This is a genomic window from Acetobacterium wieringae (assembly GCF_023700225.1).
Classification (GTDB): domain Bacteria; phylum Bacillota; class Clostridia; order Eubacteriales; family Eubacteriaceae; genus Acetobacterium; species Acetobacterium wieringae.
Genome location: NZ_CP097897.1, coordinates 834477 through 858394, shown reverse-complemented (window position 1 = coordinate 858394; position 23918 = coordinate 834477). Strand labels below are relative to the sequence as shown.

The 23918-nt window shown below is 45.7% G+C and carries 22 protein-coding genes; 1 reads left to right on the top strand and 21 read right to left on the bottom strand.

Annotated features, from left to right (window positions below; genetic code table 11):
- Nucleotides 1-455: 455 nt before the first annotated feature.
- From CHL1_RS04285 to CHL1_RS04255, 7 genes are all read right to left on the bottom strand, one after another.
- Nucleotides 456-923, bottom strand: a complete 468-nt coding sequence (locus tag CHL1_RS04285; RefSeq protein WP_070370133.1) for a JAB domain-containing protein — start codon at nucleotides 921-923, stop codon at nucleotides 456-458.
- A 709-nt stretch (nucleotides 924-1632) separates the two neighbouring features.
- On the bottom strand, nucleotides 1633-2775 hold the full coding sequence (locus CHL1_RS04280; RefSeq protein ID WP_242871574.1) for a tyrosine-type recombinase/integrase: 1143 nt from the start codon (nucleotides 2773-2775) through the stop codon (nucleotides 1633-1635).
- Nucleotides 2772-3191 (bottom strand): hypothetical protein, encoded by a 420-nt coding sequence (locus tag CHL1_RS04275; RefSeq protein ID WP_070370126.1) that lies wholly within the window; start codon nucleotides 3189-3191, stop codon nucleotides 2772-2774. The genes CHL1_RS04280 and CHL1_RS04275 overlap by 4 nt, the downstream gene beginning before the upstream one ends.
- 619 nt (nucleotides 3192-3810) lie before the next feature.
- Nucleotides 3811-6513, bottom strand: a complete 2703-nt coding sequence (locus tag CHL1_RS04270) for a hypothetical protein (RefSeq protein ID WP_070372870.1) — start codon at nucleotides 6511-6513, stop codon at nucleotides 3811-3813.
- A gap of 559 nt (nucleotides 6514-7072) precedes the next feature.
- Nucleotides 7073-7228 carry a hypothetical protein gene (locus CHL1_RS04265; protein ID WP_175440990.1) on the bottom strand — a complete coding sequence of 52 codons (156 nt, stop codon included), beginning with the start codon at nucleotides 7226-7228 and terminating at the stop codon, nucleotides 7073-7075.
- A 3-nt stretch (nucleotides 7229-7231) separates the two neighbouring features.
- Nucleotides 7232-8356: an anti-sigma-I factor RsgI family protein gene (locus CHL1_RS04260; RefSeq protein WP_250934834.1), complete on the bottom strand. Its 1125-nt coding sequence runs from the start codon at nucleotides 8354-8356 to the stop codon at nucleotides 7232-7234.
- The gene (locus CHL1_RS04255) at nucleotides 8353-8943 is read right to left on the bottom strand and encodes an RNA polymerase sigma factor (protein ID WP_250934824.1); all 591 of its coding nucleotides are present in this window, start codon (nucleotides 8941-8943) and stop codon (nucleotides 8353-8355) included. The genes CHL1_RS04260 and CHL1_RS04255 overlap by 4 nt, the downstream gene beginning before the upstream one ends.
- 586 nt (nucleotides 8944-9529) lie before the next feature.
- On the opposite strand from CHL1_RS04255, the gene CHL1_RS04250 reads away from it, so the two are divergent.
- Nucleotides 9530-10585, top strand: a complete 1056-nt coding sequence (locus tag CHL1_RS04250; RefSeq protein WP_070372872.1) for a PocR ligand-binding domain-containing protein — start codon at nucleotides 9530-9532, stop codon at nucleotides 10583-10585.
- Nucleotides 10586-10772: 187 nt separating this feature from the next.
- On the opposite strand, the gene CHL1_RS04245 is transcribed toward CHL1_RS04250, so the two are convergent.
- From CHL1_RS04245 to CHL1_RS04180, 14 genes are all read right to left on the bottom strand, one after another.
- Nucleotides 10773-11351, bottom strand: a complete 579-nt coding sequence (locus CHL1_RS04245) for an RNA polymerase sigma factor (RefSeq protein WP_250934822.1) — start codon at nucleotides 11349-11351, stop codon at nucleotides 10773-10775.
- A 293-nt stretch (nucleotides 11352-11644) separates the two neighbouring features.
- Entirely contained in the window at nucleotides 11645-11869 is a 225-nt protein-coding gene (locus tag CHL1_RS04240) for a DUF2922 domain-containing protein (RefSeq protein WP_250934821.1), read from the bottom strand.
- A 32-nt stretch (nucleotides 11870-11901) separates the two neighbouring features.
- Nucleotides 11902-12126: a DUF1659 domain-containing protein gene (locus CHL1_RS04235; protein WP_070372874.1), complete on the bottom strand. Its 225-nt coding sequence runs from the start codon at nucleotides 12124-12126 to the stop codon at nucleotides 11902-11904.
- A gap of 202 nt (nucleotides 12127-12328) precedes the next feature.
- Nucleotides 12329-12682: a D-Ala-D-Ala carboxypeptidase family metallohydrolase gene (locus tag CHL1_RS04230; protein ID WP_250934819.1), complete on the bottom strand. Its 354-nt coding sequence runs from the start codon at nucleotides 12680-12682 to the stop codon at nucleotides 12329-12331.
- Between the two features lie 157 nt (nucleotides 12683-12839).
- Nucleotides 12840-13238: a phage holin family protein gene (locus tag CHL1_RS04225; protein WP_250934817.1), complete on the bottom strand. Its 399-nt coding sequence runs from the start codon at nucleotides 13236-13238 to the stop codon at nucleotides 12840-12842.
- A 292-nt stretch (nucleotides 13239-13530) separates the two neighbouring features.
- A complete protein-coding gene (whiA, locus tag CHL1_RS04220; RefSeq protein ID WP_250934815.1) occupies nucleotides 13531-14532 on the bottom strand; it encodes a DNA-binding protein WhiA in 1002 nt (333 codons plus the stop codon).
- A gap of 45 nt (nucleotides 14533-14577) precedes the next feature.
- Nucleotides 14578-15588 carry a gluconeogenesis factor YvcK family protein gene (locus CHL1_RS04215; RefSeq protein WP_250934814.1) on the bottom strand — a complete coding sequence of 337 codons (1011 nt, stop codon included), beginning with the start codon at nucleotides 15586-15588 and terminating at the stop codon, nucleotides 14578-14580.
- Nucleotides 15589-15823: 235 nt separating this feature from the next.
- A complete protein-coding gene (gene rapZ, locus CHL1_RS04210) occupies nucleotides 15824-16696 on the bottom strand; it encodes an RNase adapter RapZ (protein WP_250934812.1) in 873 nt (290 codons plus the stop codon).
- A gap of 155 nt (nucleotides 16697-16851) precedes the next feature.
- Nucleotides 16852-17166, bottom strand: a complete 315-nt coding sequence (locus CHL1_RS04205; RefSeq protein WP_250934810.1) for a PHP domain-containing protein — start codon at nucleotides 17164-17166, stop codon at nucleotides 16852-16854.
- Between the two features lie 17 nt (nucleotides 17167-17183).
- Nucleotides 17184-17582, bottom strand: coding sequence for a PHP domain-containing protein (locus CHL1_RS04200; protein ID WP_250934808.1), 399 nt, complete (start codon nucleotides 17580-17582; stop codon nucleotides 17184-17186).
- Between the two features lie 131 nt (nucleotides 17583-17713).
- Nucleotides 17714-18619: a UDP-N-acetylmuramate dehydrogenase gene (gene murB / locus CHL1_RS04195; RefSeq protein ID WP_070370046.1), complete on the bottom strand. Its 906-nt coding sequence runs from the start codon at nucleotides 18617-18619 to the stop codon at nucleotides 17714-17716.
- A gap of 214 nt (nucleotides 18620-18833) precedes the next feature.
- Nucleotides 18834-19583, bottom strand: coding sequence for a ComF family protein (locus CHL1_RS04190; protein ID WP_250934806.1), 750 nt, complete (start codon nucleotides 19581-19583; stop codon nucleotides 18834-18836).
- 148 nt (nucleotides 19584-19731) lie between these two features.
- Nucleotides 19732-21945, bottom strand: a complete 2214-nt coding sequence (gene recD2 / locus CHL1_RS04185) for an SF1B family DNA helicase RecD2 (protein WP_250934805.1) — start codon at nucleotides 21943-21945, stop codon at nucleotides 19732-19734.
- A gap of 201 nt (nucleotides 21946-22146) precedes the next feature.
- On the bottom strand, nucleotides 22147-23898 hold the full coding sequence (locus CHL1_RS04180; protein ID WP_228881512.1) for an NADH-dependent [FeFe] hydrogenase, group A6: 1752 nt from the start codon (nucleotides 23896-23898) through the stop codon (nucleotides 22147-22149).
- Between the last annotated feature and the right edge of the window lie 20 nt (nucleotides 23899-23918).

Here is a 23918-nt window from a genome sequence, read left to right as displayed (position 1 = left end):
ATTCTCCTTAGTAAGTTATTTAAAAGACGAATATCTTTGACTAAAAGCGGTTGCTCTATTTGCCTATTAATCCAAATAACTCTAAATGGAGACAAAAAAATTGCTTTTCCGCTTCGTCATAATTTGAGCAACAAAAACATAAGGTCAATTTTTATCAAACCTTTGTTCTTGTTTTCAAATCAGGCGAAATACAGGAAAAGCAATTTGCTTATTGTATCTCATTAGTTGTGACCCACCGTATCCCACGGTGCCGAATGCTGTCTTCTTTCAGCTCCAGTCTTATGCCACACCCGAATATCCGTATTTTGAATCTGAAAATTCTGATAATGCAGAAGATCAACAAACAATTTATATCATTTGCGATAGTTTTAAAATAACATATTTTATTTTTTTCGTCAATATTTATTTATATTATTAAACTGATTTAAGCTAATATATTCATAGATTATTTGAGCCTACACCAATCCCTTCTCCTTCAAACTGCAATATCGCCCCTCTGTCCCGATGATGATATGATCCAGCAGCTCGATCCCCATTAGTACCCCTGCTTCCTTAATCCGCTGGGTGATTGACAAATCTTCATTTGAGGGTTCAGGATCACCTGAGGGATGATTGTGAAATAGCATGATACTGGCGGCATTGGTTAATATTGCCGTTTTAAATATCTCCCTGGGGTGGATCAATGAGCTGTTCAGGATTCCCATGCTGACAACGCTAATTGACAGTGGCTGGTTCTTGGTGTCCAGGCAGCAGACAATGACCTGCTCCCGATCTGCATCTTTCAGAAATTGCTGCCCAATCCCCACAGCGTCTTTGGGTGATGAGATTCTTCGGGTTTGATAGAGGATACTACCCTCCCGAACAAGTCTTAAGGACAAGATCTGAATGCGCTTGGCTGGTGGTTCGGTTCTATCTTTTTTCATGATTATATCTTCCTTTCGTTTATCTTTTTGATTTTTGGCAAAATGAATAGCCTTAACCCCGCTGATGAGGTTAAGGCTGTTTTTTCGTTATTTCGTTGTTTCTTTCGCTGCTGAATAGGCTGAAATGCCAAACAATACACCACCTGTGAACCATTCAATGGCTGCAGTTGTTCCGATGGTTGCTATCAAACTGAACATCTTCCCGGTCTCCTTTTTTTTTGAATTAATGACGAATATTGCTTTTTCACCAAAGCCATTATTTTGATCATTTCCTGCCAAAGCTATGACGAATATCGATTTCCTCCGAATCCATTATTTTGATCATTTCCTGCGAAATCCATGACGAATATCGGTTTCCACCGAACCCATTATTTTGATCACTTCCTGCCAAAGCTATGACGATCATCGATTTTCACCAAATCCATTGTTTTGATCATTTTCTGCGAAGGCTATGACGATCATCGATTTCCACCGAATCCATTATTTCTATGCTTTCTTCATTATTTTAATTAATCAAGCGAACTCAACATAGCTCTCAACAACAACACACAGTGCTGCTCCAGCAATGACACCACCTAGAAACCATGGCACGACCGATCACCTCCTTCCACCCTTTTATTCCGTTTTTATCGTCAGTACCGTCAGTACCGACAATTCTTCTGACGATACTGACAGCACTGACGACAGATTTGGCACAAACTACTGCTGACTACAACAATCCCACGGCTTCCTGCTTATCCTCACGGCTGGTGTTGATGTAGTAGCTGGCGGTGGTTTGAATACTGGCATGTCCTGCTAATTTAGCCACCGTCGTCAGATCAACACCTTTCTTCAATAGTCGTGTGCAAAATGTATGCCTGAATTTATGAGGAAAAATGGTCATGTTTAAACTCTTCCCCAATTTCTTCATTACCTTATTGACGGTATCGGTATCCATCTTGCCGGATCGCTGGGTGACTAACAATTGACAACTTTTAGCATAGGGACTTTCTTTGCGATCACTTTCCATGTATGTCTTGATGATTTCAGCAACTTCCGGTTTTAAGGGGACTTCCCGGTATTTACCGCCCTTACCAACGACTTTAAGACTCATGGTCAGTAGATCCAGATCCTGAATTTTTAGATTGACCAATTCACCAACCCTCAGTCCAGCATAGAGGAGAATATAGACCAGGGTTTTATCACGCAGGGCAACCTGTTCCTTATTTTCCAGGAAGAACAACAACCGTTCCACCTCATCTTCTGAAAAGACAACCACTTCCGCCTCACTGCCATTGGCTACTTTGATCTTATCCCGTTTGGGATGCACCACCATTTCCTGACAATATCCGGCTGCTATCAGAAAATGGTTGAAGCTGTGAAGACTATTAATCTTTTTATTAATCGTATTGATCCGATAGTTGGCTTCCTGCAGGTGTTTGCGATAACTGGTGATACTCAGTCTGGTGAGCTTGCCATCAAAGGGCAACTTCTTTTCCTTTAACCACTGGATGAAGCCCTGAATATCACCGGTGTAGCTGGCAATAGTCGCTGATCCTTTGCCGTCTTCCATCAGGTGGTTCTCAAAAGCGGATTGAATTGCAGAAATGGTTTCGTCGATGATAGCTATTGCTGCCAATGATGCTGATGACTTGTCTGGTATTTGTGGTTCTTCCATTTTCAATGACTTGTCACGTTTTTGTGCTTCTTCCGGTTCTAATGACTTATCAGCGTCTAGTTGCTCAATGACTGGATCAATTTCTTCAACTGGCACCACGGGTTCATCGTCTGAATCAATTGTCATGCTTTTCCTGGACTTGCTTTGTTTGGTTTCTCGTCTTGGGAATTCGATCTTTTCAATGGTCATGGTCATTTTGAACACCTGCTTTCATTGGAATTATTTTCTGCGTGATTTAATTCATCCACTGCTGATGCTTCTAAACTCCCTCGATCACTGTCATCGGGATCATCCATTTGCTGATAGATCAGATCCCCATGATTTCTGAGCCATTTAAAGCTATCGGTCACAGTGCCACCCATAAAGTCGGGACTATTCTGATAGTAGTTGGGGTCCATGGTGAGCTGGTCACTGGTCTTGTCAAAGAGAATATCCATACCATCGACATAGGGTGATCCATTCGTTTTCAGGACAACCCGAACAATGACACACTGCTTCCGATCATCGTTGATGCTGATTCCCATGATCCATTGGTGGTCGTTGGTTCCTGGTTCCTGTCTTTCCAGGGCATTTTTTAATTGGCTGATGATTGTTTCTGTTTTCTGATCCATGCTGATTTCCTCCAAAAATAAAATAAGACCATTGACCGGTTAAGCCAATGATCTCTCATGATTATAATATGTATTTAAGATGGGGGTTTGATTCAGTGACCGATGATTGTGGGGAAATCTGGAACGGTTTTTTAATCCTATCCCCCAAACCAGTGGCACTATTGTCCGGATTGACTGGCTCTGACCATCATATCGACTGGCACTGGAGCCCGGAACCATCACAACTGAAATTCGCCTGACACGACTGTCGGCACTGACGGCAATTTGGGGACAAAAAAGATGGACTGGTTGGAGAATTCAAATTCTTAAGTGAGTTTGGATGATCCCAAACTGGCACAACTCATTGAAAACAGACAAAAGCATAAAGCCACTGCAACTACTACAAAATTTTTCAGTCAGATTGCTCAGACTTTTTCAACTAATGTGACAATAGAAACGTCCCCATGTCACCTCCTTGAGCGCTTACTTCTTTTAAATGTGACAACAGAAACGTCCCCGTGTCTCCACCTGACACCAGAAACGTCCCCGTGTCTCCAAAAAAAAAGACGATCCGAGTTCCGAAGAACTGGGATCGTCTTTTGAATCTTTAAATATATTAAAATTTATCTCTTTTTTCTAGTTACTGAGTAACTGTAATTTGAGTTAAGTTTAATACATTTCCAACTGTATCAGCTGTTGTAATACCAGTTGCTGGTTTAATTACTACGCCTGCTGATAAATCTGTTGCTGTTAATGGAACAGCTAATGTAAGTGTGATCTGTTTTGCAGTACCACCAGCTGCTGCAGTAACGGCTGTAGTCACTTTATTACCACCAACATATACTTCAAAATCTCCAGCTGCAATTGTTGCTGGGTTAATATCTTCTGAAGTTGTTAAAGTAATAACACTAGTTGTAGTTACTTGTGCTGTTTTTACTGTTGGTCGTACATTTTCGTTAAGTGCAACTGCTACTGTTGCAGTTGCCATTACATCGCCAGTCTGGCTAGTTACACCACTTACAGTTAAGGTACGTGAACCAGTTAGAGTATTTGAGTCTTTAGCAATTTTTAATTCAACAAGACCGTTTGTTGTATTAGATTGTAAAGTAACGCTCTCTAATACGGTTCCTTCAAGTGCATAGTTTGAAAGTGTGAGAGCACTTGCTCCTGCAACTGGTCTATCAAATTGTACTCGAATTGTGTTGTTATCAACTACTAATACACCATTAGTACCATAAGTTGTATCTAATTTTGGTGCTGAAGTACTAGCATTGGATGTTCTTGTGAATTTGAAGTTAGTTACTTCTGCGTTATTGTTACCAAACAAGTCAGTAACTAAAGCTGCTGGTAAAGTAACTGTGTATTCAGCTGCTTTTGTCAATGTTGTTAATTCCAGTTGTACTGACATAGACTTGCCATCAACTGGTTTATACAGTGCAAATGCTGTATTTGCGGCACCAGTAGTTAATGCTGGCATAGGTGTTGTTACATAGTTATCAACATAGGAACCATTAATAGTAACACCTGCATTTGCAGTTACATTTTTGTTGTACGTTAATACTAAGTATTCAATACCATCAATTTTTTCAACTTTCGATGAAGTAATTGTTGGTGCTGCTGTATCAGCAGAGAAGTTTACAACTTTGTTTGCTGGGACATCACCTGCATTGTTTGACAAATCAGAGAATGCTGTTACAGAAACTGTTTGTAATCCTGTTTTTGCTGCAGCAACTGTTGCATGATAAACAGTTGCATCATTTATATCTTTAACAACTGTGACAGCAGATGCTGTAATGGGTGCAATTGTAGGATCAGAAATCAGAGCTTCTGAGAACTTAATATCAAATGTAGTATTACTTGTTACAGTAACACTTGAAACTGTTGGTTTTGTTGTATCTTGAGTATTCTTGATCACTGTTACAGTAATTGGATTTGGTGAAATTACATTACCTGCATAATCAGTTGCACCAATGATTGTTGCAGTGATATTTTTATTTACATCAGTTGCGGCAATCCCTGTTAAGTCAATCTGAATTTTTCCATCTGCATCTACTGAAGCAACTGGTGTCGTAATCGCTGTACCATCTGGTAAAGCATAAGTTACTGTTCCAGCAGCAGCGAGTGGTTCACTAAAGCTTACTTTTGCAATTTGGAAGTTTGTATATGTCACTCCAACAAGTGTAGGTCTTGCTGTATCAGTTACATTAATATTAGCTGTGTATACAGCTGGTAAAGCTAAACCAGTAGTATCTTTAATAGGTGTTCCTACTGTTACTGTATATCGATCTTTGAAGAATTCAGCGCCTGGTAGAGTGATGGTTAATGTTTTTCCATCTGCACTTAAGGCACCTGTAGCACCACCAGCGGCACCTGTGATTGAAGGTCTATTTACAGCAATTTGAGCATCTAAATATGCAATGCCAATTACAGTTTTACCGCTTCCATCAACTGATAAAACATAATCATCAGTTGTTTGAGATGTAGTAGTATTAGCTAATAAAGTTGTTTTATCCATTGCTTTGTTAAATGTAACAACTAATTGTTTTGCATTAGGCACTGCTACGCTTACAACTTTTGGAATTGCAACTAAGTTAGCCTGAGCAGCGGTAATATTTGCTGTTGCTGCATCAACTTCTGATTGAAGATTATCTTCAGTCATTTTGTTAGCATTTACAACTGCTTGGTAAGTTGTCCAGCTAGCTGCTGTGTAATCAGCTTGAGTTACAGCTGCTAAAGCGGCGTTGTATTCTGTTAAGTCAGCTGGGTTCTGAACGATTTCAACTTCGATTGCTTCCAATCGTAAGAAAGAACCAACTGTTCCTAATTGTTCGCCATTAGTAAAAGGACCTACATCGCCAATGTTTTGTACATGGCCACTGTATACTACTGAGTAATCTTCTAATTGAACGCCTTCGTCATCAACTAAAGAAATTTTAATGGCTTCAATTTGTAAGCTTCTTCCTTCAGTACCGGCAAATTCGCCATCTTGAACTGGATCCATCCAACCCACGTTTTGTACGTGAACCTGATATTCAATGTGTGCGTCTGCTGGCACATCGCCATCTAATTGAATCCAGAATCCTTCCAATCGAAGGCCTTTACCTTCTGTACCTAATTCGGTTGGTCCTTGAATCCAGGAACCATCCAGTGGATAATTTCCTACGTTTTGAATGTGTCCACGGTACTCAACGCCAACATCTGATGTTGCAGCTGTTTTAGCACTGAATAATCCTAAAAACGAATCCCAGGCTGACTGTTCTTTTTCAGCTGCGAATACGCTTGAGGAGAATACCATGGATAGCATTAACAATGTTGTTAAAATGCTAACAGTAATCTTCTTCATACTTTGTTTCCTCCGTTGTTAAAATTTGGGTTTTTTTATCCGGAAGTTCCAGCAATAGCTCATCACTAATCGCCTGGAAATTCCAGAGCTTAATCTTGCTCCTTATTGTTGTTCCTGGTTTACAGTTAAAACTGTCCCTCTTTCCTCCTTCCTAATTTTTAGCTATGCAAACCATCCTGGGCTTTTTAAAAAAGCTGGTTTGCCAATACAGTGAAACGGTAAACCGAGAAAGAGCGTTCTTGTATGATTCTACACCTTCTTACGATGTTTTGCAATAAATATCGATGTTTTTTTGAATAAAATTCGTGATTTTTACATTACAAAACCGAAACAATAATGGGTTTAGCTCACATCTTTGACACATTCTGATATTTCAGAAAAACAATGTATCCATCACTTTCAATTTTTGACCAAACCGACTGCCAAACTTTAAATCAAGGGTTCCTTTCTCAAGAATAACAGCGATCAGCTCCTTTCCGGTTTCAAACTTCAATAAATAAACGCTTTTTGACTCTACAATTGGTTAACGCCCAGGATTGAGGTTTTATTGCACCGGATTTTATTTTTTTTTATTTTTATCTTCGACTTGCTGAAAAGCATGGGCATGAACCAGGCGATTAATAAACGCCCCTACACGCTGCACTGCCCGGGCATGACATGGGGACATTTCGCCTGTCATCCCGCTGGGCTGACAGGCGGTACGTCCCCAAGTCACGCCCTACTCACTCGTTGGCGGCTCGCTGATCGGATCGTTTTCGCTTAAGGGTGTCTGCTCCTCGCTTAATGGCGTTTTTTCTTCGCTTAGCGGTGTTTTCTCGTCATCCACTGCTTCCGGTGTTTTTTCATCCGGTGGGGAGACAACCGGTTCGGTGGTGGGTTGGGGTTCCGGGGTGGTAACCACCGGGGTTTCCGGGGTCGCAACCACGGCCGGATCTGGCGTATTGGTTACCTTGCCGGTACCGTTGGTATCCACACTGGTTTCGGTGGTGGCCGGTGGGGTAATCGCCGGGGTTTCCACTACTGGGGTGGTGACTTCCTTGGTCTCTTTTTCCGGTTCATCGACAACAATCACCTTGGTGAGATCGACTGCCTTTTCCTTGGATACGGCCAGTAAATCGGCCAGCGACATGCCCGCCAGACTTTCCATGGTCAGGGTACTGTCAGCGGCGATTAATTCCTTCATCACATTGAGCTTACCGGTGGTGACACTGTACTGCTCGGCCTCGGTGACGGCCTGGCTATCCGGGGTGACGGTTTGCCGGACGACGGTGGCACTGATGTTTTCGGCAGTGGCCGAGTCTTTAATCACCTGATTAAGGGTGACGGCCAGATCATCGGCTTTGGCGGTATTCTGGTTTTCGACCGTGATCATCACCACACTTTTGGTTTCATCCAGATAGCCGTTTTTAATCATGGCAGTGATGATGACCCCCACCGAGTCTTCCAGATTGGACTGGCTGAGGTTCTCTTCATCAAGCAACTCCTGGACATCCTGATCAAAGGCTTTAACCGACAAAATCTGCTTGTGCTTGTTGGTAACGATCTCGACGCTCTGATTGGCGTCAAGGGCGATGATGCTCTCAGGCGATTTAAACTCGCCAAACCAGGTGGTGATACAGACAATCATGACCAGTGCACCGGCTACCGCCATGGAAATGGGCTTGAAATACCGCTGACTGGTATTCCGGGCTTTAGTCGGGGCCAGGGTTTGCCGGGTGATCGTGTCGTGCCCAGTCATTTTGATGACCGGGATGGCGGCCAGTTTATCAAAATCCAGGCCGGGAGCCTGGCTGATACTGCGGGAAAGGGAGGCTTCTATATTTAGTTTTTTGTGGGTGCTCATCTTAACACCTCCTGTTCGATGAGATATTTCTTCAGCTTCTTCAGTCCCCGATGATATTTAGAGAGGACGGTTGAAAGCTTCATATCCAGATTTTTGGCAATTTCCCGGTGGGTAAAGCCGGAAATGGCATGTAATAAAATAATTTCGATTTCTTCGCTGCTTAGTATTTTTAGCGCAGTCTGAATTACCAGGCGGTCTTCCTGGTCACTAACGTAGGAAAAATTCAAATCATTTTCCAGATCGGTCATTTCAATGCAGTCGTTTTTCTGTTTGCTGCGGATTTTGCTGATTGAAAGATTCCGGGCGATGGTAAACACCCAGGCCATCGGTTTACCCATGGGCTGATAGAGATGGGCGGCTCGAATCTTTAAGTAGGTGTCCTGAACCACATCGAGGGTATCGTCATGGTTTTTTAAGGTTGACAATACAAAGGCGTAGACGGTGCGTTCCGTCAGACGGTATAATTCTTCGAAAGCTGCCATATCATCATTGGCAATCCGGGTGAAGATGGCTTCATCGATATTCAGTTTTTGTTTTTCTGTACTGACGGTGTCGTTTAATACCATCATGGAAAGAAAAAGCTTCATCAGGATAACCCCCAACATTATAGTAACGTTTTAAACTAACGTTTTATTGCATGGAATTTTAACTTTTTTTCGGCGCACAAGGAGGAAGTCATCCCCTATGCTTATACATACTGCCTATTATCGTTGATACATCAGAAAAAGGCAAGGTGTGGCAGATTATGTGCCAGGATTTTTTTGATTGATCGGTTCTCTTCTTTATATTATAGCATAGGTCGGGTAGAAATTTATAATTTTATGGTTAATTAAGGTTGGGCACAAGGGAGCGCATAAGCTACGGCGATTCCCGGATGTGACAATGGGACATTTCTTATTTTACATTTACAGCGGCTCCCGGTCATGACAATGGGACATTTCGTACGTCATCCCTATCGGGCTGACATCCGTAACGTCCCCTTTTCACGCCCTACCAGCTGGTGGGTGAATTTTTATCTCCGGGGGGTTAAGGTTTATAGGTGACTTTTTTATAATGACATGATAGAATGTATCTATTATGGGAATATAAGTATTAATACATTTTCTTATGCACACGATATCAGTATTACACAAATGATGTCTTAGGGATAATTTTTTATGAAGGAGTTTTAAAATGGAGAAGAAATTAAGCTACACTGTCGATGAGCTCATTGATTTACACGTCTTGCAGCAGTTTCAGGATAGTTTTGCCAAGGCTCTGGGGATGGCCAGCATTTCTGTTGATAATGTCAAGGGGTCGATTACCGAGCCCAGTAACTTTACCGATTTTTGCATGAAATACACCCGGGGCTCGGCCGAAGGCAACAAACGCTGTATTTCCTGTGATGTCAATGGTGGTAAAAAAGCGGGTACCACTGGTAAACCGGCGGTTTACTCCTGTCATGCCGGACTGGTGGATTTTGCGGCGCCAATTGTCGTAGATGGGGTGCAGATCGGGGCCATTCTTGGTGGACAGGTACTTGATGCGCCACCGGATGAGGACAAGTTTAGAAAAATCGCCCGGGAGATCGGGGTCGATGAGGATGAGTATATCGCCGCCCTAAGAAAAATTACGATTGTCCCCCGGGATAAAATCAATGCCGCAGCGGATATGCTGTATGTTTTTGCCAACTCCATTTCCAAAATGGGCCATCATAACCGTCTGCTGGTTCATGAAACCGAGAACTTCCAGCATATTTCGGAAAATATGTTTGAAAATATCCGGGCGGTTACCGACGTGGTCAATAACTTCTCAGTTCAGATTGAAGCCTTGATAAAAGCCTCTGACGAACTGCTGGAATCTTCCACTATTTCCAAAAATAAGGTCAAGGAAACCGACTCGATTCTTAAGTTTATCCGGGATGTGGCGACTCAGACCAACCTGCTTGGCCTTAATGCAGCCATTGAAGCTACCCGGGCCGGGGAATTTGGCCGGGGCTTTAATGTGGTTGCCGATGAGGTTCGTAAACTGGCGGTCATGAGTGTGGATTCAGCCAAGAAGATCGAAAGTATTCTGGACAGCATTGTGGTCAGCATGAATTCGGTGGAATCGCAGGCGGCCAAATCCTATAAAATCATCGGCGAGCATCAGGCCGCCATGGTTGAGATCAACGAAAAACTGTCGATGCTCAATGAAATCTCCGACAAACTCAAAATTGAGATTAATAACTTAAAGAACAGCCTGTACTAAAGCAAAAGACCACTCGTGCGAGTGGTCTTTTTTGTGACATGGGGACGTTTCGTTTGTCATCGCTGCTGCGTGGCTCGAGCATGACATGGGGACATTTTATTTTCAGCGATGCCCGGGCATGACATGGGGACATTACGCCTTTCATCCCGCTGGGCTGACAGGCGTAACGTCCCCAAGTCACGCCCTGTCAGTTGATCAGGTTGAGGCCGAAATGGGTACGCAGATCAGCAATGGCCCGGCGGTGGAGTTTGACCAGGCTGTTGGCACTAACCCCCAGGGCGGCGGCGATTTCCCGGAAGCTGCGGTTTTTGCCATAGTGTTCTTCAATAATCCAGCGCTGCCGTTCCCTTAAGCAGGGCAGATACTGCCGTAAGGCCAAAAGGTCTTGCGCCCGTACATAGTCACCTTCAATATCGGCGGGATCGGGCAGAACCTCCAGCAGGGAAAGATTTTCGTCATCACCGGGTGAAAAATCCAAAGAGGTGCAATTTTTATGGCTTTTGGCCACATTGACAAAATAATAGAACAACTCTTTTTTGAGATAGCCGGAAAAGGGCACGCCCCGGTCTTCATTATAGGTTTCTACGGCATTGAGCAAAACGATGGCGGCTTCGCTGAGGTAGTCGTCAACAGCGTCCACTTCGTACACATAACGTCTGATCATTGAGAGCATCAAGGGCTTAAATCCCTCAATTAAAGCCAACTGGCACTGGGTATCCCGTTGCCGGGCGCCCTTTACCAAACGAATCATTTCATTATTTTTCATCTTGTCACCTCTTTCAATTAAATAGAACATCAGTTCTTTTCTTATTATACATGAATCGGTTTGTTATTTCAATGGTTTTGCGAACAAATGTTTTTTTATGGGCATGGGGCCGTTTTTTACTGCAATGCTCGGGCATGACATGGGGACATTTCGTACGTCATCCCTATCGGGCTGACATCCGTAATGTCCCCAAGTCATACCCTATCATAGGCGTAACGTCCCCTCGACTCGCCCCATCAAACGTCCCCTTTTCATATCCTATTAATTGGGGGCGGGGTTTCCCCCGCCTTTTGCTACACGGTCATTTCAAAGTCCTGGGTGGTGGTACTGATCAGTTTACCGCTGACCTTTTTCACCAGGGCAATATTGTCTGGTGCAAACACATTTCGGGTCAGGATCTGATCCATTGCTGCATTGATTTCAGCAGGCGTTACTGCCGGATCGGCATCTGTAACAGAAATGGTTGCGTTTTTGCCATCGGCACGGGCAAAAACCATGGTTGCTTTAATATCGGCCATATTTTACCTCCTTTCTTCATATTATGTGGGGGTTACACCCCGGGAATCAGTAGGGTGGTTTCGATTTTGAGTACTTCTTCCATGGTGGGAACCTGCAAGCTGGCAAGTGCCTCAGCCACAGCGTAAATATCATCATCAACGGCGGTTTCTTTCAGATTGGAATAAGTTTTTGACTTAATCACTTCTTTCCCGTCGACCACCCCATGGTTCGAACGAACCTGGAGCTTATTGCTGATAAAATCAGTAGTTACTGGCATTTTGTGTACCTCCTTTCATCGGTTATACTTATAAATGGAATGAACTGGAAAAAGGTGCCATCTTTTTTTAAGTATTTGGATATGGGACATTTTGTTTGTCATCACTACAGCGTGGCTCGGGTATGACATGGAGACATTTCGTACGTCATCCCGATCGGGTTGACATCCGTAACGTCCCCAAGTCATACCCTATAAATGCTGGTTAAATTTCCAGATGGCAAAAACCCTCATCTTCGTAAATGATCACGCCAAGCCCGGCGGCGATGGCAGCGGCGGCCAGAGCATGAACTGAGAGCCCCGGAGCATAGCAGTCAGCAGCATCGCCAAAGAGATGCCGGGAATGGGGAATCCCCCCGACTTCTTCATTACGAACCGGGCAGCGCACCCCGGAGGTGATGATAATCGGGTTTTCCAGCATCATCCGGACGGCTTCCAGCCGGCCCACCAGTTCACCGTTCATTTCTGACGGAAAGCCATCACAGTAACGGCCTTCACAGCAGCATTTAAACTCTTGACGGTTAAAATGGGGGGTTAATTGTTCGTTGTTGATACACATAGATATTCTCCTATTCGTTTTAATTTTTTTGAGACATGGGGAGACATGGGGACTTTTTGTTTGTCATCGCTACAGCGTAGCTCGGGCATGACATGGGGACATTTTGCCTTTCATCCCGCTGGGCTGACAGGCGTAACGTCCCCAAGTCATACCCTACTCATTCTTCCTCGGACAACTGGGCCAGAACTTTTTTGAGGCTGGCGGGAATCGGAAAGCCCAGGGCGGCCAGATTTTCGGTGATACTGATGCCTTCATTGGCCAGATAGAAAAAAATCATCGCTGTGCGGAGTGTCGCACCGCCGCCGAGCAGGTTCTGATCTAACAGGTGACCCATGGCGACAATGACAACGATCATCATTTTTTTGAGAATTCCATTAAAACCAATTTGGCTGGATACCTGCCGACGGGTTGCTGCCAGGGCCAGACCGGTTAAATAGTCAATCAGGATAAAGCCCAGCAGGGTGTACAAATACCCGTCGAAGCCGCCTAAAAGAAAACCGAGTACCGACCCGATCACCCCACACACCGTGGGCAGGGATTCTAGAATTGTTTTCATTTCATCGCTTGTCCTCCTTTCTTTAACTAGTGGTACACTCCTTAAATGGCAGTTTCTAGGAAAAAATGACATAAAAAAACCATCCTGTGAAGGATGGTTCGGCATGGGGACGTCTAACTTATCGCATTTACAGCGCGCGGCCCGGGCATGACAAGGGGGACATTTCGTACGTCATCCCTGATGCGTGGCTCGGGCATGACAAGGGGACATTTCGCCTTTCATCCCGATGGGCTGACAGGCGTAACGTCCCCTTTTCACGCCCTATCACAGGCGAACGTTTCCAAGTCATGCTCTAGCGCTGTTTGAGGTCGGCGGCGATCTGGTTGAGTTTTTTGAGGCGGTGATAGACCCCGGACTTGCCGACGGGGGGGTCCAGGCGTTCACCCAGCTCTTTGATACTGGCATCGGGGTAGTTAAGCCGCAGTTCGGCAATGTCGTAGAGATTTTTGGGCAGATTTTTTAAGCCAAACTGCTCTTTGATCAGCATAATATCGGCAACCTGATCGTAGGCGGCGGCAATGGTTTTATTGAGATTGGCGGTTTCACAATTGACCTGACGATTCACGTCATTGCGCATTTCTTTGACAATCCGGATGTTTTCCATTTCCAGCAGGCCACGATGGGCTCCGATGACGCTGAGAAAATCGGCCACACTGCTCCCTTCTTTGAGGTAGAGCACCCAATGGGCTTTGCGATGGATCAGGTTGGACTTGATCTCGTACCCATCGAGAATCGTTTTAATGCTCTGCAGATAGGCACATTGCTCACCAGCAACCACTGGACTGCGGTCGGATTTTTTCGTGATGGTCGTTTTTTTACCCACCAATTCCAGATGATAGGTTTTTTCGGGGTTGGATATCGAACCGCACCCTAAAAAGACCCCTCGGATGTAGGCTTTTGTCTGATTTTGCTGCTTGATAAACGGCTCCGGTACCTGATTGGCAAAAAACGCCTGGCCATTGGCATTGTAACTTAAAATCTGACAGTCTTCCAAAATTATTTTTGCCGTCCATGGTTGATCAACCACCACCCGGTAGGCCCGGTGTTCTTTGAATTTACGGGTTTTTTCGATCTTGATTTTTGGTTTAATCTGATACAGGGATTTAATCAGCTGATAGCAGCGGGCCGCCACCGCAGGATTTTCGGTTTTGATACTGATGGTCATGGCGCCGGATTGCTCGATGTGAATGGTTCCCACTGCGCCAATCATGCCGGACAGTTCGGCCCGCTGACAGGCTATTGAGCCGTAGGGAAGCTTGGAAAGATCTTTTTTTAAAATGGCTGAAAATGTCATGGCGGCTCCTTTCTCGCACAGGGGGACGATTCTTTTGTACTTACCTTATTTTATATAGGTTTCAAAAATGCGACGGGCCAGGAGGTCGGCATCATGACGGACAAAACCGTTTTCCATGATGACATAATCGTCTAGAATATACTCATACTGTTCCAGGGGGGAGATGATTTCGACCACATTGGCAGCGCATTTTTGGTATTTTTCTTCAATACTCTTGGGTAGATTGCCGGTGTTGGCGACCACATAGTCAAACAATCGGCCTTCGGCCTGATCGAGGTGAGCTTCAATGGCTCGGATGTGGTCTTCCTGGGTATACCCATCGGTTTCACCAGGCTGCGTCATAATGTTACAGATGTAGAAACGCCTGGCCCGACTATCAAAAATCGCTCTGGCGACATCCCTTATCAGCAGATTGGGAATGACGCTGGTATACAAACTGCCAGGACCAATAACAATCATGTCGGCATTTCTGATGGCCTCGATGGTTTCCGGGAGGGGGGCGGTATCCTCCTGTTTTAGAAAGATCTGGGTGATGGGGCTGTTTTGTTCCAGTGCCGCCCCGGGGATGGCTGATTCCCCTTCAATGATCTGACCATTTTTGAGGGTTGCCATCAGCACCATCTGGGAGAGGGTAACCGGCAGAACCGCTCCTTTGATCTGCAGCACGTCGGAGGTTCGCCGGACGGCATCGTAAAAATCATGGCTGATGCCGTTCATCGCTGCCAAAAACAGATTTCCGAAGCTTTGTCCCGCCATCGGGCCACCGGGGAAACGATAATTAAACAGCTCCTGCATGACGTTTTCGTCATCGGCCAAAGCCAGAATGCAGCTGCGGATGTCGCCAGGCGGAAGAATACCCAGTTCTTCCCGGAGTTTTCCGGAGCCGCCACCATCATCACCAACCGTGACAATGGCGGTGAGATTATCGGTATATTTTTTTAAGCCCCGGAGGATCACCGATAAACCAGTGCCGCCGCCGATGGCCACAACTTTGGGGTTTCTTACTTTGACAATATCTTTCAAGGTAAACTCCCTTATGTATTCTTTCATATCCATGAAATCACATCCTTTTTTGTTTGTCTTTACATCGTTGCTCAGGTATGCGGGCGATCACGGATCGCCCCTACGAGATGGTGCAACTGACTGTTCGGCCAGCATGACATGGGGACGCAACGTCTTTATGAACGACAACACTGCTCGGATGAGACAATGAAACATTTCGCCTTTCATCCCGATGGGCTGACAGGCGTAACATCCCCTTTTCTCATCCTACCAGTCCCCAAGTCATACCCTAGTGGTCGAGGCGGTTTCTTTTGATGTCCCGGTGTTTGAGGGTGGTTTCGTAGCCTTTTTCTTTGAGAGCCTGGCTTAACAGGCAGGCAAAGGTGACCGAGCGGTGCTGGTCGCCGGTACAGCCGATGGCAATTTCAACCGTATTTTTGGAAACCTTGGCAAACTGGGGAATGACAAATTCAATCAAATCCCACAATTTCTGATAAAAAACCTCCGCTTCCCGAAACGACATGACATAGTCTCGCACCGGTTGATCTTCGCCAGTCAAATTCCTAAGCTCCTGTTTATAAAAGGGATTGGGCAGAAAGCGGACATCAAAGACAAAATCGGCCCCCATGGGACTGGCATATTTAAAACCGAAGGAATAAATTTTTACCTTGGGTTTGGACTGATCCCGATCCAATTTAACCAGCTTTGTCAGCTGTTCTTTTAGCTCTCTGACCTTGATGTCCGAGGTGTCGATGACTTCATCGGCGATTTCTCTAAAATGCTCCAGGCTTTTTCGTTCCGCCCGGATCGCTTCGATGAGGTTACTGGCAAAATGGGTCAGGGGATGATTACGCCGAGTTTCCTGATAGCGGGATACCAGTACCTCGTCCCGGGCATCTAAAAAGATCAGGGTCAGATCATCCCGGGTAGCCTTGTACTCAGCCAGGGGGGTATCTTTTCCGTCCAGGAAAATATCGCCCCGGACATCGGTGACCAGGGCTATTTTTTCAATTTCGGTGGCCGATTGCTGACAGAGATTGATGAAGGTCACAATCAGTTGCGGGGGAATGTTATCAACACAGAAATAACCCAGATCTTCGAGGATTTGAATGGCCTGGGATTTTCCGGCACCAGACATGCCAGTGATGATAATGATTTTCATGGGTTACTCCTTTTTTTGAATTACTGTGACTCCCGGGCATGACATGGGGACATTTCGTACGTCATCCCTACAGCGTAGCCCGGGCATGACATGGGGACATTTCGCCTGTCATCCCGCTGGGCTGACAGGCGTAACGTCCCCAAGTCACATCCTACCTAGTCGGTGATGTTGACGATCCGGGTGATGGGAATGCCAGCGGCTTTGACAACCGCTGGGGTGTCCCGCATATCCCCCAGAGCAGCAATGCTATGGGCGTCACTGTTGATGGCAAAGCTGACTGGGTATTTCATGGCGATTTTTATTTCTTCGGCATTTAAATGATTGTGTCTGGGGTTGATTTCCAGAATGACGCCATGTTCGGCGGCTTCTTTGGCCACCGCTTCGATATTGATGGGCATTTTGTCGCCGGGATGGGTAATCAGCTTGATGTCGTAGCGTTCCATCATTTTGATATAGGTTCGGGTATTCATGTTAACCACGGTGTTTCTTAAAAAAGGCAATACCCGGGCCGCATAGTTGGGCAGGGCAAAAACAAAGATATCTTTGATACTGGCCGGGATATAGCCGTAGTGGTACCCGGCCGAAATCCAGTCGCAATATTTTTTTCTTCCTCTTTAATGTCAAGGTCGCCGTTGGCACCAGTGATGTTGGATTCGACCGAGAGGTAGATATCGATATCATCGTATTTTTGATTAAGCGCATCAATCTCGGCCCGCATTTTGGCGAAATTCTTTTTGCGCACCCCAAACAGCGGATGGCTGCGGCCATGGTCGGAAATGGTGATGGCCGTAAGGCCAATTTTACGGGCCTGGGCCACCATTTCGGCAATGGTATTTTTACCATGGCTGTAGGTTGTATGGGTGTGCATATCATGGGTTATTTTCATGGGATTTCCTTACATATATTATTATGTTTTATTACTTCGATTATACTGCGTTGCCCGGATGCGACAATGGGACATTTCGCCTTTCATCCCGCTGGGCTGACAGGCGTAACGTCCCCTTTTCTCATCCGAGACTAGTCGTTTCCGATGACGATGACTTCGGTTTTCAGGTCGACGTCAAATTTTTCTTTAACGGCTGACTGAATCGCACCGATGAGGTTTAGAATATCAGCAGCGGTGGCGCCGCCTTTATTGATCACAAAGCCGCTATGTTTTTCGGAGACCTGAGCCCCGCCGATGGCATAGCCTTTAAAACCGGCATCCTGCACCAGTTTACCGGCATAATAGCCTTCCGGTCGGCGGAAGGTGCTGCCAGCGCTGGGGTATTCCAGCGGTTGCTTGGTCTGTCTTTGGGTGTTTAAGTTAAGCATTTTTGCTTCGATGGCCTGGCAGTCGCCGTGTTTTAGACCCAGCTCGACACGAATCAGAATCCAGCCGTGCTGTTGCAGGATACTGGATCGGTAACCAAACTGGCACTGTTCGGCAGGAATGGTTTTTTCGGTACCATCTTCTTTAATCACCGTAATGCTTTTAATCACTGCCTTCATTTCGCCGTCGTAGGCACCAGCATTCATGGTGACGGCACCGCCCAGACTGCCGGGAATGCCGGAAGCAAATTCCAGACCGGTGAGGTTTTCTTTCAACGCAATATTGGCCAGATCTTTAAGGCTGATCCCCGGTTCGGCAATCAGAGTTGTTCCCTGAACTTCCACCCGATTGAGGGCCTTGGTATTAACGATGATGCCACGATACCCCTTATCACGGACAATCAGGTTGCTGCCGTTCCCCATAATATAAAAGGGTTTATCCGATTCTTTGCAGATTTTTAGTATCTGTTGCAGTTCTGTTTGGGTCTGAGGCATTAAAAAAAGGTCGGCTGGGCCCCCAACCTTAAAGGATGTATGGTTTTTCATCGGTTCATTTTCTTTTATATTTTCGATCGCCATGATGGCTTGCAGTTTTTTGATGGTATTATTCATATAATTATTCCTACCTCTTGATGCTTCGATTTATCGCACAGGAGGACGGTTCTTTTGTGCACTTTTTATCAAGTAATTAGGAAAGCACAAGAAAAACCGTCCCCCAGTGCTTATCCTACTTTTTTGCTTCTATTAATCCATCATACCATTATTTACGTGGCTTCGCCACAAAAAAAGGCCCTTTGCGGGTCTTTTTAAGAATCTTTTATCTGGGCTACTCGGCAACGGCGCAAAGGGTTGCGATATAAACCTGGGCGGCACCAGCTTCCAGAAGGGTGGCACTGGTTTCGGCCAGGGTCGCCCCGGTGGTGAGGACATCATCCACCAGCAGAATGGTTTTATTCTGGATGGTATTAATCTGTTCGACAGTGAATGCCCCGGTCAGATTGTGGAGCCGCTCTTCCCGGCCCTGGCCAAGCTGATGAGGCGTATCCCGGCTGCGGATCAGGACTTCCGGGGCCAATTCCGGAGCATTTGAATTTTTTTTAGCTAAACCGTCATAAATACCCCGGGCAATCTTTTCACTCTGGTTATAGCCCCGCTCGGCCATACGGTTGGGATGCAGGGGCACCGGAATAATCAGATCCACACGGTTAACCCATTGGGATTGGGCAATGGCAGCCCCCATGTGGGTACCCATCCAAATGCCCAAATGGGGCCGATCTTTAAATTTAATGGCCTGCACCAATCTTTTAGCGGAGTCCTCATAACTTAGATGGGCATAACCACCGGCAAAAGGCAGATTGAGTTTGGCACAGGGGCTGCACTCCTTTCGCTGGTGACGAAAAATTGGTCGACCACACTGACTGCAGGTCGGATTGCTGATGACCGGAAGATCATCCTCACATTGATGGCACAAAAACCGGTCGGTAATAAAAAGTACCCGGCCGCAGATGGGGCAGGTGCCATTTTTGAGAAAAAGGTTGTTCTCAAGAAAGGTCAGGAGGGTTTGTTTCAGGTCCATGGTTACCTCTTTTCGCATTCATGGGGACATTTTACCTTTGATTCTGATTATATCAGACTACCCGGCCCGGGCATGACATGGGGACGCGACGGCTTTCATCCCTATCGGGCTGACATCCGTATCGTCCTCAAGTCACGCCCTGTCTTATTTACACCAGCGGGTGTTTGATATAGGTGACGATGCGATCCCGGAGGGCGGTCTGGCGATCCTGGGATTCGCCGGATTTGATCATTTGCCGGAAAACGTACTGGTTGCCCATCAAAATCAACAGCTTTTTGGCTCGGGTGACGGCCGTATAGAGCAGTTTACGATTTAAAAAGAGGGGCGGCCCGCCGACGATCGGCATGACCACCACCGGGAACTCACTGCCCTGACTTTTATGGACGGTCATAGCGTAGGCGTGGGTGATTTCGTCCATCTGGTCAAAGTCATAGGTGACCCGCTTGCCGTCATTAAACAGAATGGCAAAGGATTTTTCCCGGTTACTGATGCTTTCCAGAATTCCAATATCACCATTATAAATCCCTTCGCCCTGTTCCAGCGACAGGGTGTCTTCCCACTTGATCCGGTAGTTGTTTTTGATCTGCATGACCTTATCCCCTTCCCGGTAAATCACCATTCCGAATTCCCGCTGCACCCGGTTCTCCCGGGGCGGATTGAGCACCGCCTGGAGCTCCCGGTTAAGATTGATAACACCGACCTTACCGTTTTTCATCGGTGAGATCACCTGGATGTCACTGATGCTGTCAAAACCTTTGGCCATCGGCAATCGATTGGTGACCAGTTCGAGAATATCCCGGAGCAGTTTATCACTGTCGTTTTTGTTTAGAAACAAAAAATCCGACTCATTATTGACATCCGGAATCCGCCCATGGTTAATCTCGTAGGCATTGACCGAGATCATACTTTCTTCCGACTGGCGGTAGATCCGGTCAAGGCTTAATACCTTGACCGCCCCGCTTTCAATGATATCTTTTAAAACATTTCCCGGCCCCACCGAGGGCAGCTGGTCGGCATCGCCAACCATGATCAGCCGGGTGCCCGGCTGGATGGCCATCAGCAAACTGTCCATCAGGAGAATATCAATCATCGAGGATTCATCAACGATAATGGCATCGACATCAAGGGGGTTACTTTCATCCTTGCTGAAACTGGGAAAGTCATCATCCTGACTGTATTCATATTCCAGCAGCCGGTGGATGGTTTTGGCTTCGTTACCGGTGGTTTCGGTAATCCGCTTGGCCGCCCGGCCGGTGGGGGCGGCCAGCACGGTTTTAAGACCCAGATCTTTAAAAATTCGCACTATCCCGTTGATAATGGTTGTTTTACCGGTACCGGGTCCGCCAGTAATGACAATAACCCCATTATCCATGGCGGCGGCAATGGCTTCCCGCTGCTTATCATCCAGCGTGATCGACATATCCTGCTCGTAGTTTCTGATTTTGGCCGTAATGTTGACATTCGCTATTTTATAGGTCATCTGACTGATTCTGGCCATGGCCAGGGCTGCATTGTCCTCAGCTTCAAATAGATTCCGGGGATAATAAACCCGCTGGTCGGCGATTTCCTCCTGAATGATGCGCCCCATCAGCACCAGTTCGCCTAATTGTGCATTGATCTCGTCTTCAGCGACACCAAGGATTCGAGAACTGGTCTCTATCAGCTCGGTTTCAGTCATATAGGTGTTGCCCCGGTTGTAGCATTCCCCCAGTGAATAGTTGATGCCGGCCAGAATCCGACCGGGGCTGTTGGCTTCAAAACCGAGATGGTTGGCAATCTGGTCGGCAATTTTAAAACCAATCCCCCGAATATCATCGATCATCTGGTAGGGGTTATCAAGCAGCACCGAAATGGTGTCAAACTTATAGGTTTTGTAAAGCTTCATTGCCCAGTTGGCCGAGATGCCGTAGTCCTGAATTTGAATCATAATCTGACGGACTTCCCGTTGTTCGTGGTAGACTTCTTTGATGGCAGCCAGAGTTTTCTTGCCAATGCCTTTTATTTCGGACAACCGCTGGGGATCATTGTCCAGGATCTCCAGGGTTTCTTCACCAAATCGGGCAACAATCGCTTTGGCGGTTTTTTCGCCAATGCCGGGCAGAATACCCGACGACAGATAGCGGGTAATGCCTTCGGTGGAGGTGGGAATTTCCATGGTATAGGTTTCCATAGTAAACTGATCACCGTAATTTTTATGTTCAGTCCAGTAACCAGTGAGTTTTAAGTATTCGCCATGATTCAGTTCGTCAAAATTCCCGACAACGGTGACCAGATCGCCTTCGATATCAAAATGGGCGACGGTATAACCGTTGCTGCTGTTTCTAAAAACGATGTGCTCCACCGTACCCTTAATGCTTTCCATGCTTTGCTCCTGTTTTGTTTTTCCGCACAGGGGGACGGTTCTTTTGTGTCCGATTGTTCTTAATCGAATTGTTGACACAAGAAAAACCGTCCCCCTGTGCTTACTTTTGTTCGATACTCTATCGGTTTATTATAACACAAAAAAAGACCCATTATTGGGCCTTTTTTTCGTTTAAGGAGTTTTTCGTTTATCGAACTGCAATTAAACCAATTTTGGTTTAGCTGAGTATTTTGTATGTAAAATATGGTGCGCTTTGTGGCTGTTTGGCTCTTCCAGGTATTCTTCGTACAGTCGGATGACAGAAGGATTCTGGTGAGATTTTCGGTAGGTTAATACATTGGCATCTTCGTCATACAGAGCTTTTGCTCGTTCAACACGAATGTCGACGTCCATTTTATCTTTAGCAGATACGATGGGTTGTCCACCACCGTTGACACAGCCGCCTGGGCAAGCCATCAGCTCGATGAAGTGGGTATCAGCCAATTTACCAGCTTTAAGCATTTCCATGACCTCACGAATGTTTGATCCACCATGAGCTACTAACAGGTTGACTTTCAGGTCTGGGGTTACATCAACACTGGCTTGTTTGATACCATCGGTACCACGAACAACATGATATTCAATTTCCTGAATGTCTTTTTTGTTCAGTACGTCGGCAACTGTTCTGACAGCCGCTTCCATAACACCACCGGTAGCGCCGAAGATAACAGCAGCCCCTGTGGATTCACCATAGTAATCATCAAAGTCTTCATCTGGTAATTTGTCAAACAGGATGCGAGCTTCTTTGATCATACGTGCCAGTTCCCGAGTGGTGATGGAGATATCAACATCGGCATTACCGTCAGTACATAATTCTTCTCGTTGTACTTCATATTTTTTAGCAGTACAAGGCATGATTGAAACAACAACCATATCTTTAGGATCAATTCCATTAGCTTGCGCATAGTGGTTTTTGAGTAAAGCACCGGTGATATTTTGTGGTGATTTACAGCTGGACAGATGTGGAATCGCTTCTGGATAATAGGTTTCGATAAATTTAATCCAACCTGGTGAACAGGATGTGATCATTGGTAGAACACCACCGTTGGTCACACGTCCAATCAGTTCTGTTCCTTCTTCCATGATACATACGTCAGCACCAAAATCGGTATCGAATACTTTGTCAAAGCCCAGTCTTCGTAATGCAGCTGCCATTTTACCGGTTACTGATGTTCCCATTGGGTAGCCAAAGTCTTCACCTAAACCAGCACGAACAGCTGGAGCGGTTTGAACGATAACAGTTTTGGTAGGATCAGCAATGGCATCCCAAACTTGTTGGATATTTGATTTTTCTTTTAATGCGCCAACTGGACAGTTGATGATACATTGTCCACAGTTGATGCAACCAACTTCAGCTAAAGATTTGTCAAATACTGGTTGTACCTGTGAGGTAAAGCCTCGACCAACGGTGCCAAGTACGGCAACGCTTTGGACGTTGGTACAAACGGATACACATCGCTTACAAAGAATACATTTGCTTTCGTCACGGACAACAGCTGTTGATAAATCGTCAATCAGTTTACCTGATTTTTCGCCTTCGAAAGGAATTTCAGAAACACCCAGGTCGGTGGCCAGTGTCTGCAGTTCACAGTTTTCGCTACGAATACAGGTGGTACATTCACGATTGTGGTTTGACAGAATTAACTCAAGGTTTACGCGTCGTGCTTTTCGAACGGCTGGGGAGTTGGTAAGTACTTCGATGCCGTTGGCAACTGGGTAAACACACGCTGCTTGCAGTGCTCGTGCTCCAGCGATTTCAACCAGACACATACGACAAGCCCCAATTTCGTTAACATCTTTCAGGTAACAAAGTGTTGGGATATCGATATTGCTCATTCTGGCTGCTTCTAAAATGGTTGTTCCTTCGGGAACAGTCATTTCCTGACCGTTTATTTTAAATGTTACATCTTTCATTGTTTTTGTGACCTCCTAAA

What these genes read in the sequence shown, in the direction of transcription:
- CHL1_RS04215 (WP_250934814.1), bottom strand. Translation starts at nt 15,588, where the DNA reads ATGGATATGAAAGAATACATAAGGGAGTTTACCTTGAAAGATATTGTC.
- whiA (WP_250934815.1), bottom strand. Translation starts at nt 14,532, where the DNA reads ATGACATTTTCAGCCATTTTAAAAAAAGATCTTTCCAAGCTTCCCTAC.
- CHL1_RS04270 (WP_070372870.1), bottom strand. Translation starts at nt 6,513, where the DNA reads ATGAAGAAGATTACTGTTAGCATTTTAACAACATTGTTAATGCTATCC.
- CHL1_RS04260 (WP_250934834.1), bottom strand. Translation starts at nt 8,356, where the DNA reads ATGAGCACCCACAAAAAACTAAATATAGAAGCCTCCCTTTCCCGCAGT.
- CHL1_RS04240 (WP_250934821.1), bottom strand. Translation starts at nt 11,869, where the DNA reads ATGGCCGATATTAAAGCAACCATGGTTTTTGCCCGTGCCGATGGCAAA.
- CHL1_RS04275 (WP_070370126.1), bottom strand. Translation starts at nt 3,191, where the DNA reads ATGGATCAGAAAACAGAAACAATCATCAGCCAATTAAAAAATGCCCTG.
- CHL1_RS04280 (WP_242871574.1), bottom strand. Translation starts at nt 2,775, where the DNA reads ATGACCATGACCATTGAAAAGATCGAATTCCCAAGACGAGAAACCAAA.
- CHL1_RS04205 (WP_250934810.1), bottom strand. Translation starts at nt 17,166, where the DNA reads ATGAATACCCGAACCTATATCAAAATGATGGAACGCTACGACATCAAG.
- CHL1_RS04235 (WP_070372874.1), bottom strand. Translation starts at nt 12,126, where the DNA reads ATGCCAGTAACTACTGATTTTATCAGCAATAAGCTCCAGGTTCGTTCG.
- CHL1_RS04250 (WP_070372872.1), top strand. Translation starts at nt 9,530, where the DNA reads ATGGAGAAGAAATTAAGCTACACTGTCGATGAGCTCATTGATTTACAC.
- CHL1_RS04255 (WP_250934824.1), bottom strand. Translation starts at nt 8,943, where the DNA reads ATGAAGCTTTTTCTTTCCATGATGGTATTAAACGACACCGTCAGTACA.
- CHL1_RS04225 (WP_250934817.1), bottom strand. Translation starts at nt 13,238, where the DNA reads ATGAAAACAATTCTAGAATCCCTGCCCACGGTGTGTGGGGTGATCGGG.
- rapZ (WP_250934812.1), bottom strand. Translation starts at nt 16,696, where the DNA reads ATGAAAATCATTATCATCACTGGCATGTCTGGTGCCGGAAAATCCCAG.
- CHL1_RS04285 (WP_070370133.1), bottom strand. Translation starts at nt 923, where the DNA reads ATGAAAAAAGATAGAACCGAACCACCAGCCAAGCGCATTCAGATCTTG.
- murB (WP_070370046.1), bottom strand. Translation starts at nt 18,619, where the DNA reads ATGAATAATACCATCAAAAAACTGCAAGCCATCATGGCGATCGAAAAT.
- CHL1_RS04190 (WP_250934806.1), bottom strand. Translation starts at nt 19,583, where the DNA reads ATGGACCTGAAACAAACCCTCCTGACCTTTCTTGAGAACAACCTTTTT.
- CHL1_RS04200 (WP_250934808.1), bottom strand. Translation starts at nt 17,582, where the DNA reads ATGAAAATAACCCATGATATGCACACCCATACAACCTACAGCCATGGT.
- CHL1_RS04230 (WP_250934819.1), bottom strand. Translation starts at nt 12,682, where the DNA reads ATGTGTATCAACAACGAACAATTAACCCCCCATTTTAACCGTCAAGAG.
- CHL1_RS04180 (WP_228881512.1), bottom strand. Translation starts at nt 23,898, where the DNA reads ATGAAAGATGTAACATTTAAAATAAACGGTCAGGAAATGACTGTTCCC.
- recD2 (WP_250934805.1), bottom strand. Translation starts at nt 21,945, where the DNA reads ATGGAAAGCATTAAGGGTACGGTGGAGCACATCGTTTTTAGAAACAGC.
- CHL1_RS04245 (WP_250934822.1), bottom strand. Translation starts at nt 11,351, where the DNA reads ATGAAAAATAATGAAATGATTCGTTTGGTAAAGGGCGCCCGGCAACGG.